Below are 18,509 nucleotides of genomic sequence, written 5' to 3' on the forward strand. Positions count from 1 at the left end.
GCGGGCTATTTTCGTTCAAGAGGTCGGCAAAAATCGAACTTTCCTATAAAGTAAAAAAGCCATCCAAATTGTTTTCGACTTGGATGGCTAATTTGTATTCAATTTTATTGATCTTCTACTTTACATCCAAAATTACCCGTTCCAGACTCCGCTTTGCACCCTGCTCTTTTTCATCTGCCAGATAACTATCCAATTCATCCTTTGTAAAATACCGCACTTGATAAAAATGCTGCTGTGCACAGCTATAACTTATAACACAGGAGTTCGTATCTGTTTCAAAAATATAATTCACGATTCCGGTTCCAAGCATATGATCTTCATCCCGCATGTATTCCATCTCTTTTGCAGTCCATATGGTATTTTCTCCCATATAAGCATTTGCCATTTTTTCTGCTTCTGAATAAAAATTCTGGTACTGTGCGGCATTTTCCGCTATCTCTTTGGAATAATTCGAACCGGCATCTTTTTCTGCGGAAATCGTTTTTATTTCTCCATTCTGCAGATCAACTGATACAAGGTAAGAAATGCCAGCAGTTTCATCACGGTAAGAAATGCGATTTGTTGTAAATGTCTCGCCATTTTCATCTAACGTCTGATCATGTTCCGTTTCAATTGCCAATGTATCAGCATCAATCCCATATAACCGGCTTAACAAATCAGAAGCTTTTTCTACGGCTTCTTCCTGCAAGATCTCTGTCACATCAACAGAATTTTCCGCTTCCTCTGCATCTTTTTGTCCCTGTGCCGTTACACTGTAATCCCGCTTTGCATAAAAATCAATGAGTTCCAACATCTGCTCATCACTCAATGCCATCTCCGGCAGATAAAAAGTGCTGTCCTGCGCCAGAAAACAGATCTGATCTGATACGATCTCTGACTTATCCGAAATCTGCAAAATATTTCTTTCCGGAAACAGCCCTTCTGTCTTATACTTTTCTGCCAATTCATTCAAGCGCTTCTGCTCCTTTTCAGATAATTCTCTGGAAAATGTATCCGCATCTGCTTTGGCAGCATCCTTCCAGAAAGATTCCTGTTCTTTCTCCAACGTCTGCTCCGCACGCTGTTTTGCATAATTCATTCCCGCGCGTACACCGCCTGCGCCACACACTCCGATACATAACACAATGCACGCTGCCGCTGCTATTCTCTTTTTGCGCTGTTTTTTCACACTCGTATTCATTTGCACTTCCTCTTCACAACACGTTCTGATCTGCTCCTGTACCATGGTCTGGTAATCTTCCGGCAGAATCACCGGATGCGCCTTCACATGCTCCCGGATTTTTCGGTCCATCTGCTCATCTGATAACATGTCCGCTCTCCTTTCCGTTCTCCATCCATTTTGCCAGTTGTTTTCTCCCGGCAGAGAGTCTGGTCTTTGTCGTTCCTTCCGGAATGTTCAACATCGCACTGATCTCCCTCACCGATAAACCATCATAGTAATAGAGAACCATGATAACCCGCACATTTTCTGACAGTTCCAGAATCGCTGACCACAAATGATCCTGTGGCACTTCTGTCACCTGTTCGTACTGTTCCGGATCAGCAAAAAGCACGACCTTCTGTCTTTTCGTGATTGCTGAACGGGAAACGTTGATCAGAATCTTCATCAGCCATGATCTTGCACTTGTACGTTTTCTGAGACTTGTACGATTTTCAAAGGCACGCACAATACATTCACTCACTGCGTCCTGTGCATCCGCCTGATTTTGCAGTATGGAATAAGCCAGCACATACATTTCTTTTTGATTTTCCAAGATCAGCTTTGACAATTCTTCCTTGTTTATTACACTCATATAAGTTTGTCCACCAATTCTCTATATTTTTCCCTGTATCAGATGTGAAATAAAAAATACTGCTATCCATCGCAGCAGAAATCATTTTTTCATCTGATATATATAAGACAATTGAAACATACAAATGGTTTTCTAAAATTTATTTCAAGTCGAATATGCATGTTTTTTGATTCTTTTTACACACAAAAACAGAGGGCAAATGCCCTCTGTAATCATACACTCACTATAAATTCGTCAATTTAAAGTCCTGCTCATCTGCCAAACGCTGCTTCAATTCACTAAATGCATCAGTATCTGAATTACCATTTTCAGAATCAGCTGACACGTTTGTATCTATCTGAAGCGATGATACATAATTTTGAATCGGCAAATCTACATGATACACTTCATACTCATATTCCCAATATGCATCCTCCGATTCAAATCCTTCCATCGCTGACTGATATGCTCCTGTCGTATCATTTTCCAACATTGTGCGAAGTTCCTTCAGCCAATCATCGATATCTTCCTCTGTAACCTCATATCCGTTCTGAATCGCCGCAACATATAAAGCATTTCGTTCCATAGCGTCTTTCTCGGCTAACTTCTGTGCATTTTCTTCGCTTTCACCATTATTTAGGTAAAAATCTGTATACTGCTGAACTTCCGCCTTAGAAACAGCGATATTATTTCCAACTGCATAGATATCATCTCGGCTCAGATATTCTTTTTTCTGACTACGTGAAAGACCATTTACAGAGAGTGATTCAATGTAATAATCAGTGATCGACTGGTCATTCGTCGTTTCTGTATTCTTTTCAGTTCCGCACCCTGAAAAAATAAGCAATATCGATACTATGAGCCCAACAATTATTAATCTTTTACTTATCATCATTCCCCCCCATATCATCTAAATGCTTAACCAATCATTAATATCCCCAATCAACACATTTCCATTGACCATCTTTTGATCTGACTAATATCCACATCCAATTCTCATACATGGAATCTGGTTCCAGCGAACCATCTTCGCAATCATTTCCGACATAAAATGTTGACAGTAACACAAGAGATTCATCTGCATCATTTCTGGTTGCCCAATCTAAGCAATCCTTTGATGTCTCATCCCCTGCGTAATAAATCTCCTGAAGGTCACAACCTTTCCAATTCATATTCATTTCTTGCTTCGCCACATTAATTGCATCTGTAATTTCTTCTTGGGAATACAGATCAGATGTAACTTCAGGTGTTTTTATTGTCTTTGCCTGATACGCTCCAATTCCCAAAAGCAATGCAAATGCCAGACAGATACAAATTCCTATGACTCTTTTTCGCATGCTTCATCCTCCTTTCGCATATTTCAACCTTCTTTCGGAACAAATAATGCGTTTTTGCGAATTTTTCTGATAAATTAATTATATCATAGCTAGTGAGCGTAAGACAATATTAATCACACAGATAAAATTCTTAATATTTTTTGTGAATAGGTGCGTAAGAAGTTGCTGCTGTCTCTTTTTCCAAATCCGGTTCCATCCGCCACAAAGTCGTGTTTCCTGCTGAAAATACGCTCAGATAGTAAGTATTCTGGTGACCTTTACATACGGGTAACATGCCGTTAAAACTGTTTCCTCTATGAACGGTCTTTGGAACGGACAACACATTTACTGTCCTTCCGTCTCTGTATTCATAAATGGCTTTTCTTGTAACGCATACCACGGTATCATTCCATGCTTTCATCGGCGCAAATACTTCTCTGGCATTTGCTTCCCACATATCTTCCACAAATTGTTCCAGACCGTCCTCCGGCTCCTGCTCCTCAAGTGTATCTGCATTCAGACAATATTTGATCTCGTCGCAGTACACGATAAACTGATCTTTCATTGACAGAAAACCAGCTCTACCATAATCGTAGGATAGGCTTTTTAATTCTTTCTGCTGTGTAATATCATATAAAACACACTTGTCTATTCCTGCAATTGACAGCACATGGTCATTCACTACAGTAATCCTCCATGCACTTCCGCCCAATTTTTCAAATACATCTCCGGTATTCAGTTCTTCACTGCCTTTCTCTGTAATTCGAAGCAGCCGGCTTACACCGGAATCTGATGTGCCATCCTCAGGATCTGATACAACAACAAACGCACTCAGCTCGTCATTTTTCTTCTGCAGTACACCTGTCGAAATATAACTATCGGCAGATATCGTATCCGGAAGTTTTATTACTTTCTCCCAACTTTTTCCCTGATCGGTGCTTTTCCATACCAATACCGGATCTGTTCCTTCTTCAGAAGTTCCATCCGTCATTGCATAAAGTTCACCTGCATCGGTTGTCAACAGATCGTTATAGTAATAAGCGTCTTCCATGTTAATAACCGAAGCCAGTCCAACGTCATTTTCAATCGGTGTTTCATTTTCTGCACTTAATGACGCATCCTGTGCTGTATTTTTATCCTGACCACATCCTGCCAGCATAAAAAATGTCATTCCAAGTATCCCGATCAGTCCCCATACCTTTTTCATGTAATCCGCCTCCATTTCTGCTGCATCTCAATATGAGATGCTTCCATGTAAAAACCCATTCACATCGTGTCTGTTTAAACTTACGTTTGTTTATCCTTTATTATTGTAACTCCTTGATTCTTCGATTACCTGCATATCACTCTGCCAGGTAACCCACATTGCCGGGCGAACTGCGTAACGGCTGCTGTTTAATAATATTTCTCTCTGAGCCTGCCCATAACCTGAAATAACACCAACTCCATCAGTATCATAAAAACAATCAGCCATCCACCATCCACAAGCATCTTTTACATTGAGCATATACAACCGCTGTTTTGCATATTCTGTTGGATAACACAAAACTTCATCATGACCATACTGAAAATCAAAACAACTTCCTTCTTTTGGATTTGGATTCGGATCAGGGTCAAAATACAGACACATTTCTGTATAACTCAATAGAAATATTTTATCTTTTGTTCCTCGTTCCAAATGGTAATAAGGTTTTCCACCTAACAGTCTTGTTGAACTATTCTTTGCCTCAAAACCTTCTGAAAAAGATAACACAATGTTTGCTTTTTCGTCCTCTGAAAATGCACTGTTATAAAAATCATCATTCAGCCATTCACGGATTGTTGAATCTTCCCAGAGTACACGATTTTTTCCACTGGTATCATAGGGCTGTGCATCCAGACCATACTCACTGATCAATAGCACTTCATCGCCTTTTTTATCAAGGACACGCCACTCAATAACTTCTCCCTGATAACTTCCATACATAATATGCTGCCCACGTTCCAATGGAACGGTACTCTTTGCTGCAGTATCTTTATCATTTCCGCAGCCGCTTAAACCGATACACAATCCAATCATTCCTAAAATGGTCAAACATTTTTGTAATTTTCTTTTCATAACTTAATTCGTCTCCATTCCATCAACCATAATATCTTACTTTCAGTTTCCATCTGCTTCTCTTACAACACATCCCATATCTTGTTACATTTGCATTATGACACACATTTTTACATCTGTGCAATTTTGTCCGCCAATTCACAATATCTGTCCATCAATTAATGCTTGCTATTACTTATAAAAATTTACGGACAAAAAACTCGTATTCATGGGCAAAACCAACACACATTGATACTGATTGCTATAATGATTATAGTTCAAGTCGAACGCACGTGAGACTTGGTGCGTGATTCTGGTCAGCGCAAGCTGACATCTTCTTTTCAGAATCACTGCACTCTACACTCCATTCCGGTCGGCGCAAAACCATTGTCTCCCAGACAATGTGCGCCCTCGCGGAGCATTTATCTCAGTCGGTGATTGAACTCCCACTGAGAAATACTTGTTACTACTCACCACTTGCAGAAGTGGGAGTCTCAACTCAGACTGAGATAAATCCATGCTAAAATCTGGGGTTGTCATCAACCTCTTTTTCCGTTATCCTTAATAAGTAATTACACAATGATTCTAAGGAAAACATACTAATTTATACAGACCGGATTTATATACCAGAATTCACACTTGTTCGACTTGAATTTATTGTTTTTGGGAGGTTTTATCAGTGATTCAAATCGCAATCTGCGACGATTCAGAAGTAACACTGCAACATCTGAATCAGGCAGTAACTACTATATTACAATCCAATCAGGAAGTTGCAGATATCACGTTATACAGCAACAGTAAAAACCTGAGTTATGACATCAAAGAAGGTCACTTTTTTGACCTGATTTTGACAGACATTGAAATGCCACATATGAACGGAATGGAATTAGCCGCAACGATCCGGACGCATCTGCCAGGCGCGCTGATCATTTTCATTACCGCTTATACGAAATACGCACTGGATGCCTTTGAACTGTCCGCGTTCCGCTACATTGACAAAGAAATGATCCCGGAAAAGCTGCCGACAGCCATCAAAGATGCCTTTCGGATTCTTCATATGCAGGCCGACCAGTATTATCTGCTCTCCAATACACGCATGTATCGAAAATTATTACTGAAAGACATCTTGTACATATCCCGCGAAGGAAAAAACAGTGTTTTTCATTTAACAAACCAGACCGAAGTAAAAGAACGCAAAAGTTTAAATCCGGTGATGGAAGGACTGAACAGTTCTGATTTTGTTTTTGCTGACAGAGGCATCATCGTAAATCTGATCCATATCGTCTCCATTCAGGACACGACGATCGAATTGGATAACGGTGAATTTCTTCCTGCCAGTCTTGCACGTATCAAGGAACTCAAATTACTGCTACAAAAAATATGGAGGAATTCTTTATGACAACATTCTTCATGATATCCGATTACGGCTTTGCCATATTGAAAGTGTTTATATTTTTTATATTGCTCCATGCGGTTTATCCTACGTTCAAATACCGGTATGCCGTCATTGTTTCCTGCATTGCGGCACCATTTTATATACAGATCAATGACTATCTGCTATATACGATGCTTTCCGTTTTGCTGTATATTCTGATTCTTTTTATCAGCGGATGCATTTTGGTTCGTAAGAAGTTTTTTGTTATAATCTTCCTATCCACTTTTTATGTGCTGATGGCGGGATGTATTGAACTTTTTTATATCACAATGATGCTAAACTTCTCGCGTCACGGCGCAAGGTTCCTTTCGGTTCTTCATTCCTATCCTGACCGGACAACGGTTGCATTTTCTCTGATTACAAAAGGATGTGAACTTGCACTTGTCCTGATTACAGCTGCAATCATCCGTCGCATGAGTGATGGAAAAAAGAAAGTCTGGAAACTGCTTATCGCTACTGTTGTTGGATGTTTTGTTATGATCTACCTGATGCATAAAACATTCAGCAACTATTTTGAGGCTCCAAAGTTCTGGGTGATCCTCATCGCTTTTTTACTGCTGCTGTTTACCGTTCTGCTCTTTGAAATTGACCTGCGAAACAGACAGCATTTACTGGAAAAGGAAGCGTTGAGTAAACATCTTCTGGAAGAAAAATATCAGAACCTAAACGAAGTATACAGCCAGAATGCAAGATTATATCATGATCTGAACAACCACCTGATTGCTCTGGATCATTTGCTGGACGATGGAAATATACCGGAAGCGAAAACGTATATCGCCGCGATTCAGAAACCCGTCCAGATTTTAAAGAAAACCCACTGGACCGGCGATGATGTAGTAGATGCCGTATTAAACAATAAAATACAGCTCATGGAAAATCGAAACATCCACTATGAGATTCAAACCGATTTTCCGGATAAAACCGGAATCGAAGCCGCCGACCTTTGTACGATACTGGCAAACTTACTGGATAACGCCATTGAAGCTGTCGGTAAACTCCCGGAACAGACTGCTCCATTAAAAATCCGTATCCAGAGCATTAAGAAATTTGTGTTGATCGAAATTTCCAATCCATCCAAAGAAATCAAATTTACGGATGATGGACTTCCACTAAAAACACGCAAATCATCTTTTCATGGATGGGGACTGCATAATGTCACTCAGGCAGTAGAAAAATATAATGGAACAATTTTATTTGAATATGAAAATGGAATTTTTACCGCCTCTGCAATGCTGTTCTTTCCGCAAAACAATGACGATGTTTCATAAATCACAAACAAAACGGTACGCTCCTTACTTGGAACGTACCGTTTTGTCTGCCCTTATTTTTATTTCGTTTTCATTCTTTGTTGGATAAATCTGTAATGCTTCTCCACTCACAAAATTGGAAACCTTTCCAACGAAAAGGAGTAATTACATCATCTCCGGGTTATCCTGGAACATATGCAGGAATTTTGCTTCGTCCTCACGGTTAGAACACCATAACTCAAGTTCCTCTCCGTGCTGACCAAGAAGTGCTGCAATTGCAATATACTGTGATAATGTAGATTTCAGATTGTATTTATCACCATACTCTGATGTTAAGATTACATCTCCAGTACACTCATTAACAACTCCTAAAAATACGTTTACATCTTTGACATTTTTGATTTTCATACGTGTTTCCTCTCTTTTTCTAAGCCTTTTTACGTTGCGAAAACCCTATCTCATTGATTGAATCATACTATCTGGCTATGTATTTGTCAATAGCGGAGTGACACCATATTTTATACCAAGATTCCCTTTTTATTATATGTAAGAACCTTCTTTTTATGCTTATATTATAACAAGATAATTTACATCTTAGCAAGAAAAATCTTTTGAAAATTCCTTTACTTACATTACAATTACTCTTTAATTATTTCTTCACTTTTACCAGAACCCATTCATCAGAATACTGAGAATCGCCGTCTTTACACGCAGCTGCTTATTTGCAAGCGGCGCATACATTTTCAGCTTCACACTTCCGATCAGCAATCGTTCCGGCTTATGATAAGTATACTGCAGCGCATTTGCCGGTATTTCATAATAATCCCTCTGTCTTCTTGCCGGAACAAATACATCCGATTTTGTCTCATATTCCAGCTTCATCAGCTTTTCGGAATAAAGAATCTTTTCCATGCGCCGTCAGTTTCACTTTGCCCTCATCTTCTACAATATCCATCTGCTTTAACACTGCCAGACAAACGAATTGACAAAAATTCCATTCTCCACTCGAAAAACCGGAATTATTGCAGATGGATCCTATCGTATTTTTGGAATTACAGATCAGAATCATATTGTTGATTTGTCGGATTGTATTTCTATTGAGCAGTCAGCTACTAAGTCAGAAGGTGATTTTATTATTCCTTTGGGGTACTGAAACTGGCACATGGGATACCCACAATACGGATAAATCTTTAGCTGAAGAATAAAAATACCTCCTGCACGAAAAACACCTACGATATTTTTCATGCAGGAGATGTAATACATTTTCCTTTTGAATATTGCCACTAAACCATGTAAAACTATATCCGTAGTATACTGCTATAAATGACGATTTATGTCACGCGCACCATATATCAGGCGTCGTACTTCCATAACATCTCCAATAACTACATAGTATACAACATAATTCCTCACATAAATCCTATAATAAGGATAATCCCTCTTTTTTGCAGAACGATACGGTTCAAAGGCAAGAGGATTTTCTAGTCTTTTTAATATAGAAGTTTCTATATCATCCACTAAGCGAAGTGCTGCACTTTCATTTTTCAAAACGTTTGTAATATAATTTATTGTACTTAACAAATCTGTCTCAAATATAGGAAGATAACGGAGTGAATAAGATTTATTTTCCATATATTGCACTCCTTGCTTTTTTAAATACACTTTCATGAGAAAGTCTTTCATCAGTCACTGCTGCTTGCCGATCCGCCTCATCAAGCTTCATTTCTATATTATCAGTAAGACTAGCATATTCTTCTAAACTTAAAACCACCATAGCACCATAACCATTTTTTGTTAAATATACCGGATTTCCGTTATTAACAATTGTCTCAATTTCCGGAAATTTATTTCTGAGGTCAGAAACAGGTCTGATTTGAATCATTTTTATTTCTCCTTTCGCTTTATATTATCTTTATTTTATCTTAATTTTATCACATTTGCAATTTCTTTTGTTAAAAATAAAAATTAATATCTTTTTAGTTCATTTACGTCTTTTATAACTATTTTCACTATAAAGTGATACTTTATTACTGAAAGGAAGTACTTATATGGAAATAATAACCAAATTTATTACAGAAAAAATGCATTCAAATCATCTATTCATAAGCCATACTTATCTCGCATTGACTTTAGTGTAATTTGTGCATCTTTTACCTGCCCTTCCTTAATCTGATTCTCAGATATTTTTATATCACCATATATTTTAGTCTTTATATCTCTTAAATGATTTTTCACATCGTCATCCGTCGGCTTCCACAATGTTCCTTCTTTATAATGTTTCCTGCACAAAGCCACATAACTCTCATTGGAACCAAGCATAATCTGTGCACCTTCCCGGACAATCTTCCCATCTGCATATCTGGTATTACACTGTGTCCGTTTGCCACACCAACAGACCGTCGGAACTTCTTCTATCACGTCAGCGATATCCATCAACCATCTGGAGCCCGGAAACAAGTGATTCAAAAAATCTGTTCGTAACCCATAGCAGAGAACCGGTATCTCATAAAAATCAACGATATCCGACAGTGTATCCACTTCCTACACTTTCAGGATAAAACCGATAACTTCTTACAGGTTAGAAGCTAAAAAAATGAAGTGTAAAAAGAAAGGAAAGAAAAAGCAGCCTCTCGCGAGACCGCTTAAAATATGGTTTTTTCAGTTTTCAAGATATTACAGTTTTTGGGTAAATTGACAATACTTTTCTTAACTCACACACTTTGTTTTACGCCTTCACGAATTGTAATTGTCTAAATATTATACTCTGTCATCTGATTACAGCCAATGAATCTGTGTCGTTGCCCTTGGATGCTGCGGTGCATTATTTTCTTTTGCATATCCAAGCACACATGCAAGAAATCCATACCTACCAACCTGAAGTCCAAGCATATCGCAGAAATCCTGATTATTTACCATATTTTCTGTAACAGAAATAAGCTGAAAATCCAGATTTAATGCAGTAGCTTTAATCCACATATTCTGCATCATATGTGCAAGACTCTGATGTTCTGCTCTTCTGGCGCCACGCCACTCGGCCGCAATGATCAGACAGGGTGGATTTGGGAAGGTGCTTTCCCCGCATTCCGCAACATGTTTCCACAATTTTTTGACACCTTCTCCATTTTCTTTCAAAAAAGGATCTGTCTCTTCTTCTTTGATTCTTGAATCTAAATCTATCTGGCTCTGCTGCCTGATAAACGCATCTATTTGTTCCATTTTCGGATCATCCTTTTTAATTACAAAAAAATGGCGGAACGGTGTAACTGCTTTTGCATCAATGGACGCATATGGTGCGATACATCCAGCCTGGATTACTTCTTTGATTTCATCATCAGTCGGCACATTCTCCGCAAATGCACGACAAGTTTTTCTGGCATTTAATATACGATCTAATACCTGATTATCTTCTTTTGTAAACATATTTTATCCCTCACGTTCAATTTTTATTTATTGTACCAGAAATAACCAATGTCTGTCTATAACGACAGTTTACCAGTTTTTTATCCTCTGTTAATTATTATTATTCGTTAATGTTCCCACATATTCTCCATTATTATATACAAATGGACCGGCTTCTCCCTCTTCTCCGAAATACTCTGGTCTCAGTGAAAGGATATTAAGCAATTCATCCATATTATGCACCTTTGTTGCCTGATACGGTTGTTCAAATGCAATTTTTTCCACAAATAAATAATAGTCACTGTATTTTATTAATAAACCGGTATGTCCTACGAAAATAACATCAGAATCCGGGTCGTATATTGCAATACTAAGCAGTGAAATCCTGTCACTATCTATTTGAAATCCATATTGCTTCCAGCTATCAGAAAATGTTGTTTCCGGATGTTTCTCATCCGTAACATGCTTTTCCCCATATAGTGTAGTAAACATGTTTATCTTCTGTTTTATTATTTTATATCTGTCTGCATTATCTATTGCTTCCGTATCGAACATCAAATACGTGCCGTTATAGTCAGCTTCTGTTGATTCCGCGTGAAGCAGCCCATCCAGCAGAAGAAAGGCTGTCATTCTGCAATCAGTGTCTGAATAGTCATGAGTTTTTTCCCAACCCTCCATACATTTACCGGTATCAGTATTCATTTTTTCAGGATCTGACCAGCTATCTTTTAACTTTGCATTCTTTCCTGCAGAATCTGCGAAATCAGTCACCCATTCTTGAAATGTATCTACATGTGAAGCTCCCGCAGAACTAAGTTCTTTGCAAATCTCTGTAATAGTATTGTTTCCTCCCATATAAGTTGCTGTTGGCAGTTTTTCTTTTTTTTCTGTACATCCACTCAACATCATACATAAAAGAATAATAAAAACCGATAATTTAATAGCTGCTCTTATTTTACTTTGTCTTTTCAACAGATATTACCTCTCCTTCAAATGGATCAACTTCAGAAATTGTTCCTATATATTTTACAATCACAGTATCTCCGTTGCAAACGCTCTCTAATCCATCCGGCTTTTCTTCAAAAGTAAAACTATATGGTGTGTTCTCATCGTCTATAATAACAAATTGAAAATCCTTAATCTCATCGATTGTTCCTGTAAGCTCCTTTTCTTTTTTTATGCCTTCCTGTTTAGACTCTTCATTAACACTTGTTGCAACATTATCGTGATTTGTCTCTTTACTTGCACAGCCTCCAATCCATCCGATACAAAACACCATGCCAATTATGATCGTAATTAGTTTCTTCTTCATTATAATACCTCTCTTCTTAGTATTTTTTTATTATTAGTACTCGCATGTACTTTTTCAGAGTATATTACTCTTTATACCATGTAAATAGAATACCAATAAAATTAAAGAAATATTTATTTTTTGTTGTTGTAAATAGTATGCCTATATGACTCAAAAAAGTGACAGAAGTTTTTTATCTCCTGCCACTTTTTGTCTTTAACTATGTAATATTCCGCTTGTATTCTAAAAAGCAATCACTGCAATTCTGAATATAAAACTTTAGTTGAATAAGTCTTTACTTTTGTAATTACATATGCCCTATACTGTTCAGACCACGTACTAGAAGTATCTAAATCATTTTTTTCATCACCTTCTGCCTTAACAATGCCTATAACCGTAGCTATACTTTTGCTCTGTTCCCTTTCCATTTTGTCTGCCATTTCATAGCTAATATTATAATCACTTGCCATACTAGCCACGAAGCGCTCTCTTGTGTTTTCTTCATAGTCCAATGGATTTACACTTTTCTGTTGTAAATCATCTTTTGTATCGCAAATAATATTTTCGCTATTAGAAACAATATCCTGAGCATTAGCAGCCATAGCCGGATAAGACATAATCGAACAACCAAGTAACATACCACACATTAACATATATTTAAATTTTCTCATATTCATACCTCCATTTTTATCTTTACAATTATATTTTCGTCACCTCTTCTTCAGTCACTACTGGACTCCCCTCCTCCTTCATTTGATGAACCAATAATATCATTTATTACTGCATATGTCAGCAACTATCTAGTTTATATATGTATTGATTTTATCTTGTATTTGGTGATTTGGATATAGAACCAGTGGATATTAAGATTAATTCTGAAATACACCAATATGAACAATATTGTGGAACATATGAAAAGAAGTATAAAGATAAAAAAACTAACAATGAGATAATAAAACTTCTTCCTGCTACACCTGATTTATGCATAACTGATGAATGGCACTGGAACAATTTGGAAGTTCCAGTTAATTATAGAGGAGTTGTAGAAATTAAATCACCTATACTGGATTATATAACAGGATTTGCCCCTTCTAAATATAAGTGTTTAACTGAAATTAAACGACATTTAAAAGCAAAGAATAATGCAAAGGTTATTCTTACAGATGGTGTAACATGGGTTTTTTATAATAAAGAAAGTGGTTTGGAACCTATTATTAAACCAATATGTTTAGGCGAGTTAAAATATAGATACTCTGTTTCAAAAAATAACAGGCATATTCTTGCAAGAACAAAAGGTAGAAAACCTATTATAGATGATATAATTTTTCAAGAAGATGAAGATGAGTTTATTAGACTGAAAGAAGAGTTAAAAAATTTTATTACACCGATGTGAAAATTCCGGTTTGGAGAATTGAAAAAAATGGAATTTACCTATTAAGACATATAAATTCTTGACAATAAAGCTCCTATATAGTATGTTTTTAACAAACTACTATATAGGAGCTTTTGTATGGAAATGAATGGAGGATTTCTTGTCACAAAAATAAAACAGCTTGGAGACCGGATTTTTGAGAAGATTCTCAGTGAAAAGAATATTGATGCGTTTAATGGAGCCCAGGGACGTATTCTTTATGTGCTGTGGCAGGAGGATGGTATCTCAATCAGGTCACTCTCGACTAAATGCGGATTAGCGATAACATCTCTTACTACGATGCTAGAAAGAATGGAAAATCAAGGGCTGATAAGCCGTGTTCAGTCTGAAACGGACAAAAGGAAAACACTCCTGTTTCTGACTGAGAAAGCACATGCCTTAAAGGGCGAGTACGATTCTGTATCTGATGAGATGGGCAGTATTTACTACAAAGGTTTTTCAGAGGAAGAAATTACCCGGTTTGAGAAATGTCTCGACCGCATCAGAAAGAATCTTGAGGAGTGGCAGAAGTCATGAGTATTTGTATCAAAGATCAGATTCAGAACATGAATATCGTCATTGGCTGCACAGTGGGGTGTACATATTGCTATGCCCGCAACAACGTGAAACGCTGGCATATGATTGATGACTTCGCTGACCCTGAATTCTTTCCGAGTAAGCTCAAGATGATGGAAAAGAAACGTCCGCAGAACTTTCTTCTTACCGGGATGAGCGATCTCTCCGGATGGAAGCCGGAATGGAGCGAAGAGGTATTTGCAAAAATCCGTGAAAATCCACAGCATCAGTTCCTGTTCCTTACCAAGCGACCTGATTTGCTGGATTTTGATACCGATCTGGAAAACGCATGGTTTGGCGTTACGGTGACGAGGAAAGCAGAACTGTGGCGTATCGACGCCCTTCGGAAAAACGTCAGAGCAAAACATTACCATGTTACCTTTGAGCCGTTATTCGACGATCCCGGCACAGTTGACCTTTCCGGAATCAATTGGATCGTTGTGGGCACCATGACCGGAGCTCAGAGCAGGAAGATTCATACGGAGCCGGAATGGGCATGGTCTCTGGCGGACCAGGCACATAAGCTCGGCATTCCGGTGTTTATGAAGGAAGACCTTGTCCCTATCATAGGGGATGAAAATATGATTCAGGAAATGCCGGAAGAATTTAATAAAGTGTTAGAGGTACAGAAATCATGGAAGAAGTAATAAATGGAATCCTCATTCGTGAGGTGGGAACAAAGAACATCATGACTAAGTCTAGTCTGCCGGTAGGCGGTTACTCGGTCAATCCCTATGTGGGCTGTACACATGCCTGCAAGTATTGCTATGCTTCTTTTATGAAGCGCTTTACCGGGCACAAGGAGGAATGGGGCACTTTCCTTGATGTGAAGCATTGGACGGAAATTAAAAATCCGAAGAAATATGCCGGACAGCGGGTGGTCATCGGTTCTGTGACAGATGGCTACAATCCACAGGAGGAGCAATTCGGGAATACCAGAAAACTTCTGGAGCAGCTGATCGGCAGTGACGCAGATATTCTGATCTGCACAAAGTCGGATCTTGTGGTACGAGATATTGATCTGCTGAAGAAGCTTGGACGTGTAACCGTTTCATGGTCGATCAACACACTAGATGAAAATTTCAAGAATGATATGGATTCTGCTTCGAGCATTGAGCGCCGTATCGCTGCTATGAAGCAGGTATATGAGGCAGGTATCCGTACAGTCTGTTTCGTATCCCCGGTATTCCCCGGTATCACGGATTTTGAAGCAATCTTTGAGCGGGTAAAGGATCAGTGCGATCTGTTCTGGCTCGAAAATCTCAATCTTCGAGGCGGTTTCAAAAAGACAATTATGGATTATATCGCTGGAAAATATCCTGATCTTGTACCACTTTACGACGAGATCTATAACAAGCATAACCGTAGCTACTTTGAAGCACTTGAAGTAAAAGCTGAGGAAATGGCTAAGAAGTATGATTGTGTCTTTGCGGATAATGAAATGCCTTATGGCAGAGTCCCGCAGGGGCATCCGGTGATCGTAGATTATTTCTATCATGAGGAAATCCGTGGGACAGAGAATACCGGAAAAAGAAATCGCTAACTTCCAGTTGAACAAAATCGCTGCGCGATGGCCTGCCAAGGCTGTGGCGCAGCTTTCTTTTTTCTCAATAATAAAATAGGCAATGGCAATTCTTACCAGTATTTGATATTGTAAAGTTACCACACAAAACAATTCAATACAGAAAGACACCACTGCCTATGAAAAGAATACCATTTGACCGCTTTTCTGACAAGCGGTTTTATTATGCTAATGCGCCTCCATGTAAGCAGGGTTTTCATTAACTACTGATTTCACATGGAGGATTTTATTATGTACGAAGAAATTTTTAATCAGATTCGATCTGCTGCAAATAAACGGAATCTCAAGGATTCTACGATTCATGCATACTGTACCAGTGTTGCTCATTTTTTGAACCACACAGCCAAGGATATAGATGCATTAACAACTGACGATGTTGATATATTCCTAACTGAAAAGAAACTTTCCGGGATTTCACCAGAAACATACAATCACTACCATTCAGGAATCCGCTTCTTTTACAAGAAAGTATTGAAGATGAATTGGGACGATGATGACATACCTCGTATGAAAAGGGACAGGAAGTTACCGACAGTGCTTACAAAAGCAGAAATATCGGCTATTCTTGATGCTACGCCAAATCTGAAACACAAAGCTATGATTGCTACTATGTATTCAGGCGGACTACGTGTTTCAGAAGTCACACATCTTCATTATGATGATATTTCACGCAAGAACAAAACCATACACATCCGTGATGGGAAAAGTCGCTCTGATCGTTATACTTTGCTTGCAGACCGGACGCTCGAGATACTGACAGAATACTGGCTTCAATGTGGCAGACCAAGAGGGATTTTGTTCCCAAGTTCATGGACAGGGGATTATCTTACAAAAGATAGTGTCATTCAGTTTTTTCGTGAAAGTGCCAAAAGAGCAGGCATTCAGAAACACGTCTCCACGCATTGTTTACGTCACAGCTTTGCAAGTCATCTGTTTGAATCAGGCTGTGATGTAAAATATATTCAAGCGCTTCTGGGACATCGCGATCCAAAATCAACAGAGGTTTATCTGCATGTAAGCAATAAAACTCTGCTTGGAATTAGGAGTCCATTTGATGAGATGGGCGGTGAGTAATTATGGAGAAATCATGTACGATACAAGATGTATTTGAACGGTTTTATTCTTCTTATGAAAAGAGGAATAGCCCTCCTGCTCATCATAGAAAAACAGCTTATCATATCATGAACTGTAAAACGGGCGCTTTTGGTGTAAACATCAGTGTTTGTGAGGACTGCGGATGTATCAGCATTCATAATAACTCCTGCAGAAGCAGATGCTGTCCCATGTGCCAGGAGTTTCCGAAAGAGAAATGGATTGATGCACAAAAAGAGAACGTACTTGATGCACCTTATTATCATGTAGTATTCACAGTTCCTGATGAATTGAATTCCATCATTTACAGCAACCAGAAGCTGTTGTATGATGCACTGTATCATGCTGCCTCAGCAACCTTGAATGAATTGGCAAAAGACGCAAAGTATCTAGGAGCTAATATAGGGTATATCTGTATTCTTCATACCTGGGGTTCTGCAATGAATTATCATCCGCATATTCATACCATAGTTCTTGGAGGTGGACTTGATGATGAAAACAAATGGAAAGATACAGGTGGAAAATTTTTTCTCCCATATGGTGTTATCTCAAAAGTGTTTCGTGGAAAATATATGGATGAGTTAAAAAGCCTGTGGAATGATTCTAAACTTAAATTTCATGGTACAGCAGAGAAATATCAGAACAGCTATCGTTTTAAAGAACTTCTTGATAAATGTTATGAAAAGAACTGGGTCACTTACTGTAAAGAAACTTTCAATGGTGCACAGTCGGTTATCAATTATCTTGGAAAATATACCCACAGGATAGCAATCAGTAATCATCGAATCAAATCCATGACAGATACGACAGTTACATATGTAGTAAAAGACTATAAAAACGAAGGCTGCTGGAAAGAGAAAACAATTTCAGGAGAAGAATTCATCCGTCGATTCATGATGCATGTTCCTCCCAAACGATTTGTCAGAATCCGGCACTATGGTCTGCTATCATGTAGAAACAAGAGAAAAAAGATAACTCACTGCAGAAACCTGCTAGGATGTAAGAAATACATTTCTACATTAAAAAATCTAAATGCAGTAGAAATGATAAGGGTTTTATATCACATCGATGTATGCAAATGTTCTTCTTGCGGAGGGAATATGGTATCACCCCGCAAAGATAAATACAGTTCTTCTTTTCGTGCACATATGAGATGTTAAAATCTACAATTGCATAGAATAAATGACTTCCGCATAGGAGGTTTGTTTGTCATGCCTGAAATTGATTTCTTGAATAAAAAAACTTTTACCAAAACATCCGGTATGATAAACTTAAGGAAAAGAGCAACGATTGAATCCCCATAGCTATCGG

At 38.2% G+C, this 18,509-nt stretch carries 23 protein-coding genes; 8 read left to right on the forward strand and 15 right to left on the reverse strand.

The genetic code is table 11. The features are described from left to right. Nucleotides 1–115 precede the first annotated feature (115 nt). The 6 genes from DXB15_RS07135 to DXB15_RS07160 all read right to left on the reverse strand — a co-directional run bounded on the left by DXB15_RS07135 (nucleotide 116) and on the right by DXB15_RS07160 (nucleotide 5,186). Nucleotides 116–1,309, reverse strand: a complete 1,194-nt coding sequence (locus tag DXB15_RS07135; protein ID WP_118702461.1) for a hypothetical protein — start codon at nucleotides 1,307–1,309, stop codon at nucleotides 116–118. Then, a complete protein-coding gene (locus DXB15_RS07140) occupies nucleotides 1,296–1,793 on the reverse strand; it encodes an RNA polymerase sigma factor (protein ID WP_109215187.1) in 498 nt (165 codons plus the stop codon). Before DXB15_RS07140 ends, DXB15_RS07135 begins: the two co-directional genes overlap by 14 nt. Nucleotides 1,794–2,016: 223 nt before the next feature. After that, nucleotides 2,017–2,664 carry a hypothetical protein gene (locus DXB15_RS07145; protein WP_118702462.1) on the reverse strand — a complete coding sequence of 216 codons (648 nt, stop codon included), beginning with the start codon at nucleotides 2,662–2,664 and terminating at the stop codon, nucleotides 2,017–2,019. A 37-nt stretch (nucleotides 2,665–2,701) separates the two neighbouring features. Continuing rightward, nucleotides 2,702–3,109, reverse strand: a complete 408-nt coding sequence (locus DXB15_RS07150) for a hypothetical protein (protein WP_118702463.1) — start codon at nucleotides 3,107–3,109, stop codon at nucleotides 2,702–2,704. A gap of 130 nt (nucleotides 3,110–3,239) precedes the next feature. Continuing rightward, nucleotides 3,240–4,295 carry a hypothetical protein gene (locus DXB15_RS07155; RefSeq protein WP_118702464.1) on the reverse strand — a complete coding sequence of 352 codons (1,056 nt, stop codon included), beginning with the start codon at nucleotides 4,293–4,295 and terminating at the stop codon, nucleotides 3,240–3,242. A gap of 90 nt (nucleotides 4,296–4,385) precedes the next feature. Beyond that, the gene (locus DXB15_RS07160; protein ID WP_118702465.1) at nucleotides 4,386–5,186 is read right to left on the reverse strand and encodes a DUF6273 domain-containing protein; all 801 of its coding nucleotides are present in this window, start codon (nucleotides 5,184–5,186) and stop codon (nucleotides 4,386–4,388) included. A gap of 658 nt (nucleotides 5,187–5,844) precedes the next feature. Between DXB15_RS07160 and DXB15_RS07165 the strand changes: the two genes are divergently transcribed. Beyond that, nucleotides 5,845–6,564, forward strand: a complete 720-nt coding sequence (locus DXB15_RS07165; RefSeq protein ID WP_118702466.1) for a LytR/AlgR family response regulator transcription factor — start codon at nucleotides 5,845–5,847, stop codon at nucleotides 6,562–6,564. After that, nucleotides 6,561–7,868, forward strand: a complete 1,308-nt coding sequence (locus tag DXB15_RS07170) for a sensor histidine kinase (protein WP_158582210.1) — start codon at nucleotides 6,561–6,563, stop codon at nucleotides 7,866–7,868. The genes DXB15_RS07165 and DXB15_RS07170 overlap by 4 nt, the downstream gene beginning before the upstream one ends. A gap of 144 nt (nucleotides 7,869–8,012) precedes the next feature. Here the strand turns inward: DXB15_RS07170 and DXB15_RS07175 are convergent, their stop codons facing one another. The 9 genes from DXB15_RS07175 to DXB15_RS07220 all read right to left on the reverse strand — a co-directional run bounded on the left by DXB15_RS07175 (nucleotide 8,013) and on the right by DXB15_RS07220 (nucleotide 13,208). Beyond that, nucleotides 8,013–8,255, reverse strand: coding sequence for a polya polymerase (locus DXB15_RS07175; RefSeq protein WP_109215194.1), 243 nt, complete (start codon nucleotides 8,253–8,255; stop codon nucleotides 8,013–8,015). 255 nt (nucleotides 8,256–8,510) lie between these two features. Continuing rightward, nucleotides 8,511–8,759 (reverse strand): hypothetical protein, encoded by a 249-nt coding sequence (locus DXB15_RS07180; protein WP_147404775.1) that lies wholly within the window; start codon nucleotides 8,757–8,759, stop codon nucleotides 8,511–8,513. A 405-nt stretch (nucleotides 8,760–9,164) separates the two neighbouring features. Next, nucleotides 9,165–9,479: a type II toxin-antitoxin system RelE/ParE family toxin gene (locus DXB15_RS07190; protein WP_118702470.1), complete on the reverse strand. Its 315-nt coding sequence runs from the start codon at nucleotides 9,477–9,479 to the stop codon at nucleotides 9,165–9,167. Further along, on the reverse strand, nucleotides 9,469–9,729 hold the full coding sequence (locus DXB15_RS07195) for a type II toxin-antitoxin system Phd/YefM family antitoxin (RefSeq protein ID WP_109215197.1): 261 nt from the start codon (nucleotides 9,727–9,729) through the stop codon (nucleotides 9,469–9,471). Before DXB15_RS07195 ends, DXB15_RS07190 begins: the two co-directional genes overlap by 11 nt. A 218-nt stretch (nucleotides 9,730–9,947) precedes the next feature. Beyond that, nucleotides 9,948–10,385, reverse strand: coding sequence for a thymidine kinase (locus tag DXB15_RS07200; protein ID WP_243115611.1), 438 nt, complete (start codon nucleotides 10,383–10,385; stop codon nucleotides 9,948–9,950). Between the two features lie 237 nt (nucleotides 10,386–10,622). Further along, a complete protein-coding gene (locus DXB15_RS07205) occupies nucleotides 10,623–11,267 on the reverse strand; it encodes a nitroreductase family protein (RefSeq protein ID WP_118702471.1) in 645 nt (214 codons plus the stop codon). A 90-nt stretch (nucleotides 11,268–11,357) separates the two neighbouring features. Continuing rightward, nucleotides 11,358–12,218, reverse strand: a complete 861-nt coding sequence (locus DXB15_RS07210) for a DUF4300 family protein (RefSeq protein ID WP_243115612.1) — start codon at nucleotides 12,216–12,218, stop codon at nucleotides 11,358–11,360. Further along, complete coding sequence (locus tag DXB15_RS07215) at nucleotides 12,202–12,558, reverse strand: hypothetical protein (protein ID WP_118702472.1); 357 nt, start codon at nucleotides 12,556–12,558, stop codon at nucleotides 12,202–12,204. Before DXB15_RS07215 ends, DXB15_RS07210 begins: the two co-directional genes overlap by 17 nt. 233 nt (nucleotides 12,559–12,791) lie before the next feature. Beyond that, the gene (locus tag DXB15_RS07220) at nucleotides 12,792–13,208 is read right to left on the reverse strand and encodes a hypothetical protein (RefSeq protein ID WP_118702473.1); all 417 of its coding nucleotides are present in this window, start codon (nucleotides 13,206–13,208) and stop codon (nucleotides 12,792–12,794) included. Nucleotides 13,209–13,393: 185 nt separating this feature from the next. Between DXB15_RS07220 and DXB15_RS07225 the strand changes: the two genes are divergently transcribed. The 6 genes from DXB15_RS07225 to DXB15_RS07250 all read left to right on the forward strand — a co-directional run bounded on the left by DXB15_RS07225 (nucleotide 13,394) and on the right by DXB15_RS07250 (nucleotide 18,358). Beyond that, nucleotides 13,394–13,930 (forward strand): hypothetical protein, encoded by a 537-nt coding sequence (locus DXB15_RS07225; protein WP_118702474.1) that lies wholly within the window; start codon nucleotides 13,394–13,396, stop codon nucleotides 13,928–13,930. Between the two features lie 117 nt (nucleotides 13,931–14,047). Next, nucleotides 14,048–14,485 carry a radical SAM mobile pair system MarR family transcriptional regulator gene (locus DXB15_RS07230; protein WP_005608550.1) on the forward strand — a complete coding sequence of 146 codons (438 nt, stop codon included), beginning with the start codon at nucleotides 14,048–14,050 and terminating at the stop codon, nucleotides 14,483–14,485. Continuing rightward, on the forward strand, nucleotides 14,482–15,171 hold the full coding sequence (locus tag DXB15_RS07235; protein ID WP_118702475.1) for a radical SAM mobile pair protein A: 690 nt from the start codon (nucleotides 14,482–14,484) through the stop codon (nucleotides 15,169–15,171). The genes DXB15_RS07230 and DXB15_RS07235 overlap by 4 nt, the downstream gene beginning before the upstream one ends. Then, nucleotides 15,159–16,067 carry a radical SAM mobile pair protein B gene (locus tag DXB15_RS07240; RefSeq protein WP_118702476.1) on the forward strand — a complete coding sequence of 303 codons (909 nt, stop codon included), beginning with the start codon at nucleotides 15,159–15,161 and terminating at the stop codon, nucleotides 16,065–16,067. The genes DXB15_RS07235 and DXB15_RS07240 overlap by 13 nt, the downstream gene beginning before the upstream one ends. Before the next feature lie 270 nt (nucleotides 16,068–16,337). Beyond that, nucleotides 16,338–17,180 carry a tyrosine-type recombinase/integrase gene (locus DXB15_RS07245; protein WP_118702477.1) on the forward strand — a complete coding sequence of 281 codons (843 nt, stop codon included), beginning with the start codon at nucleotides 16,338–16,340 and terminating at the stop codon, nucleotides 17,178–17,180. A 2-nt stretch (nucleotides 17,181–17,182) separates the two neighbouring features. Next, nucleotides 17,183–18,358, forward strand: a complete 1,176-nt coding sequence (locus DXB15_RS07250) for an IS91 family transposase (RefSeq protein WP_118702478.1) — start codon at nucleotides 17,183–17,185, stop codon at nucleotides 18,356–18,358. Nucleotides 18,359–18,509: the final 151 nt, after the last annotated feature.

This window comes from Roseburia sp. OM02-15 (assembly GCF_003481835.1).
Taxonomy (GTDB): Bacteria; Bacillota; Clostridia; order Lachnospirales; family Lachnospiraceae; genus Eubacterium_I; species Eubacterium_I ramulus_A.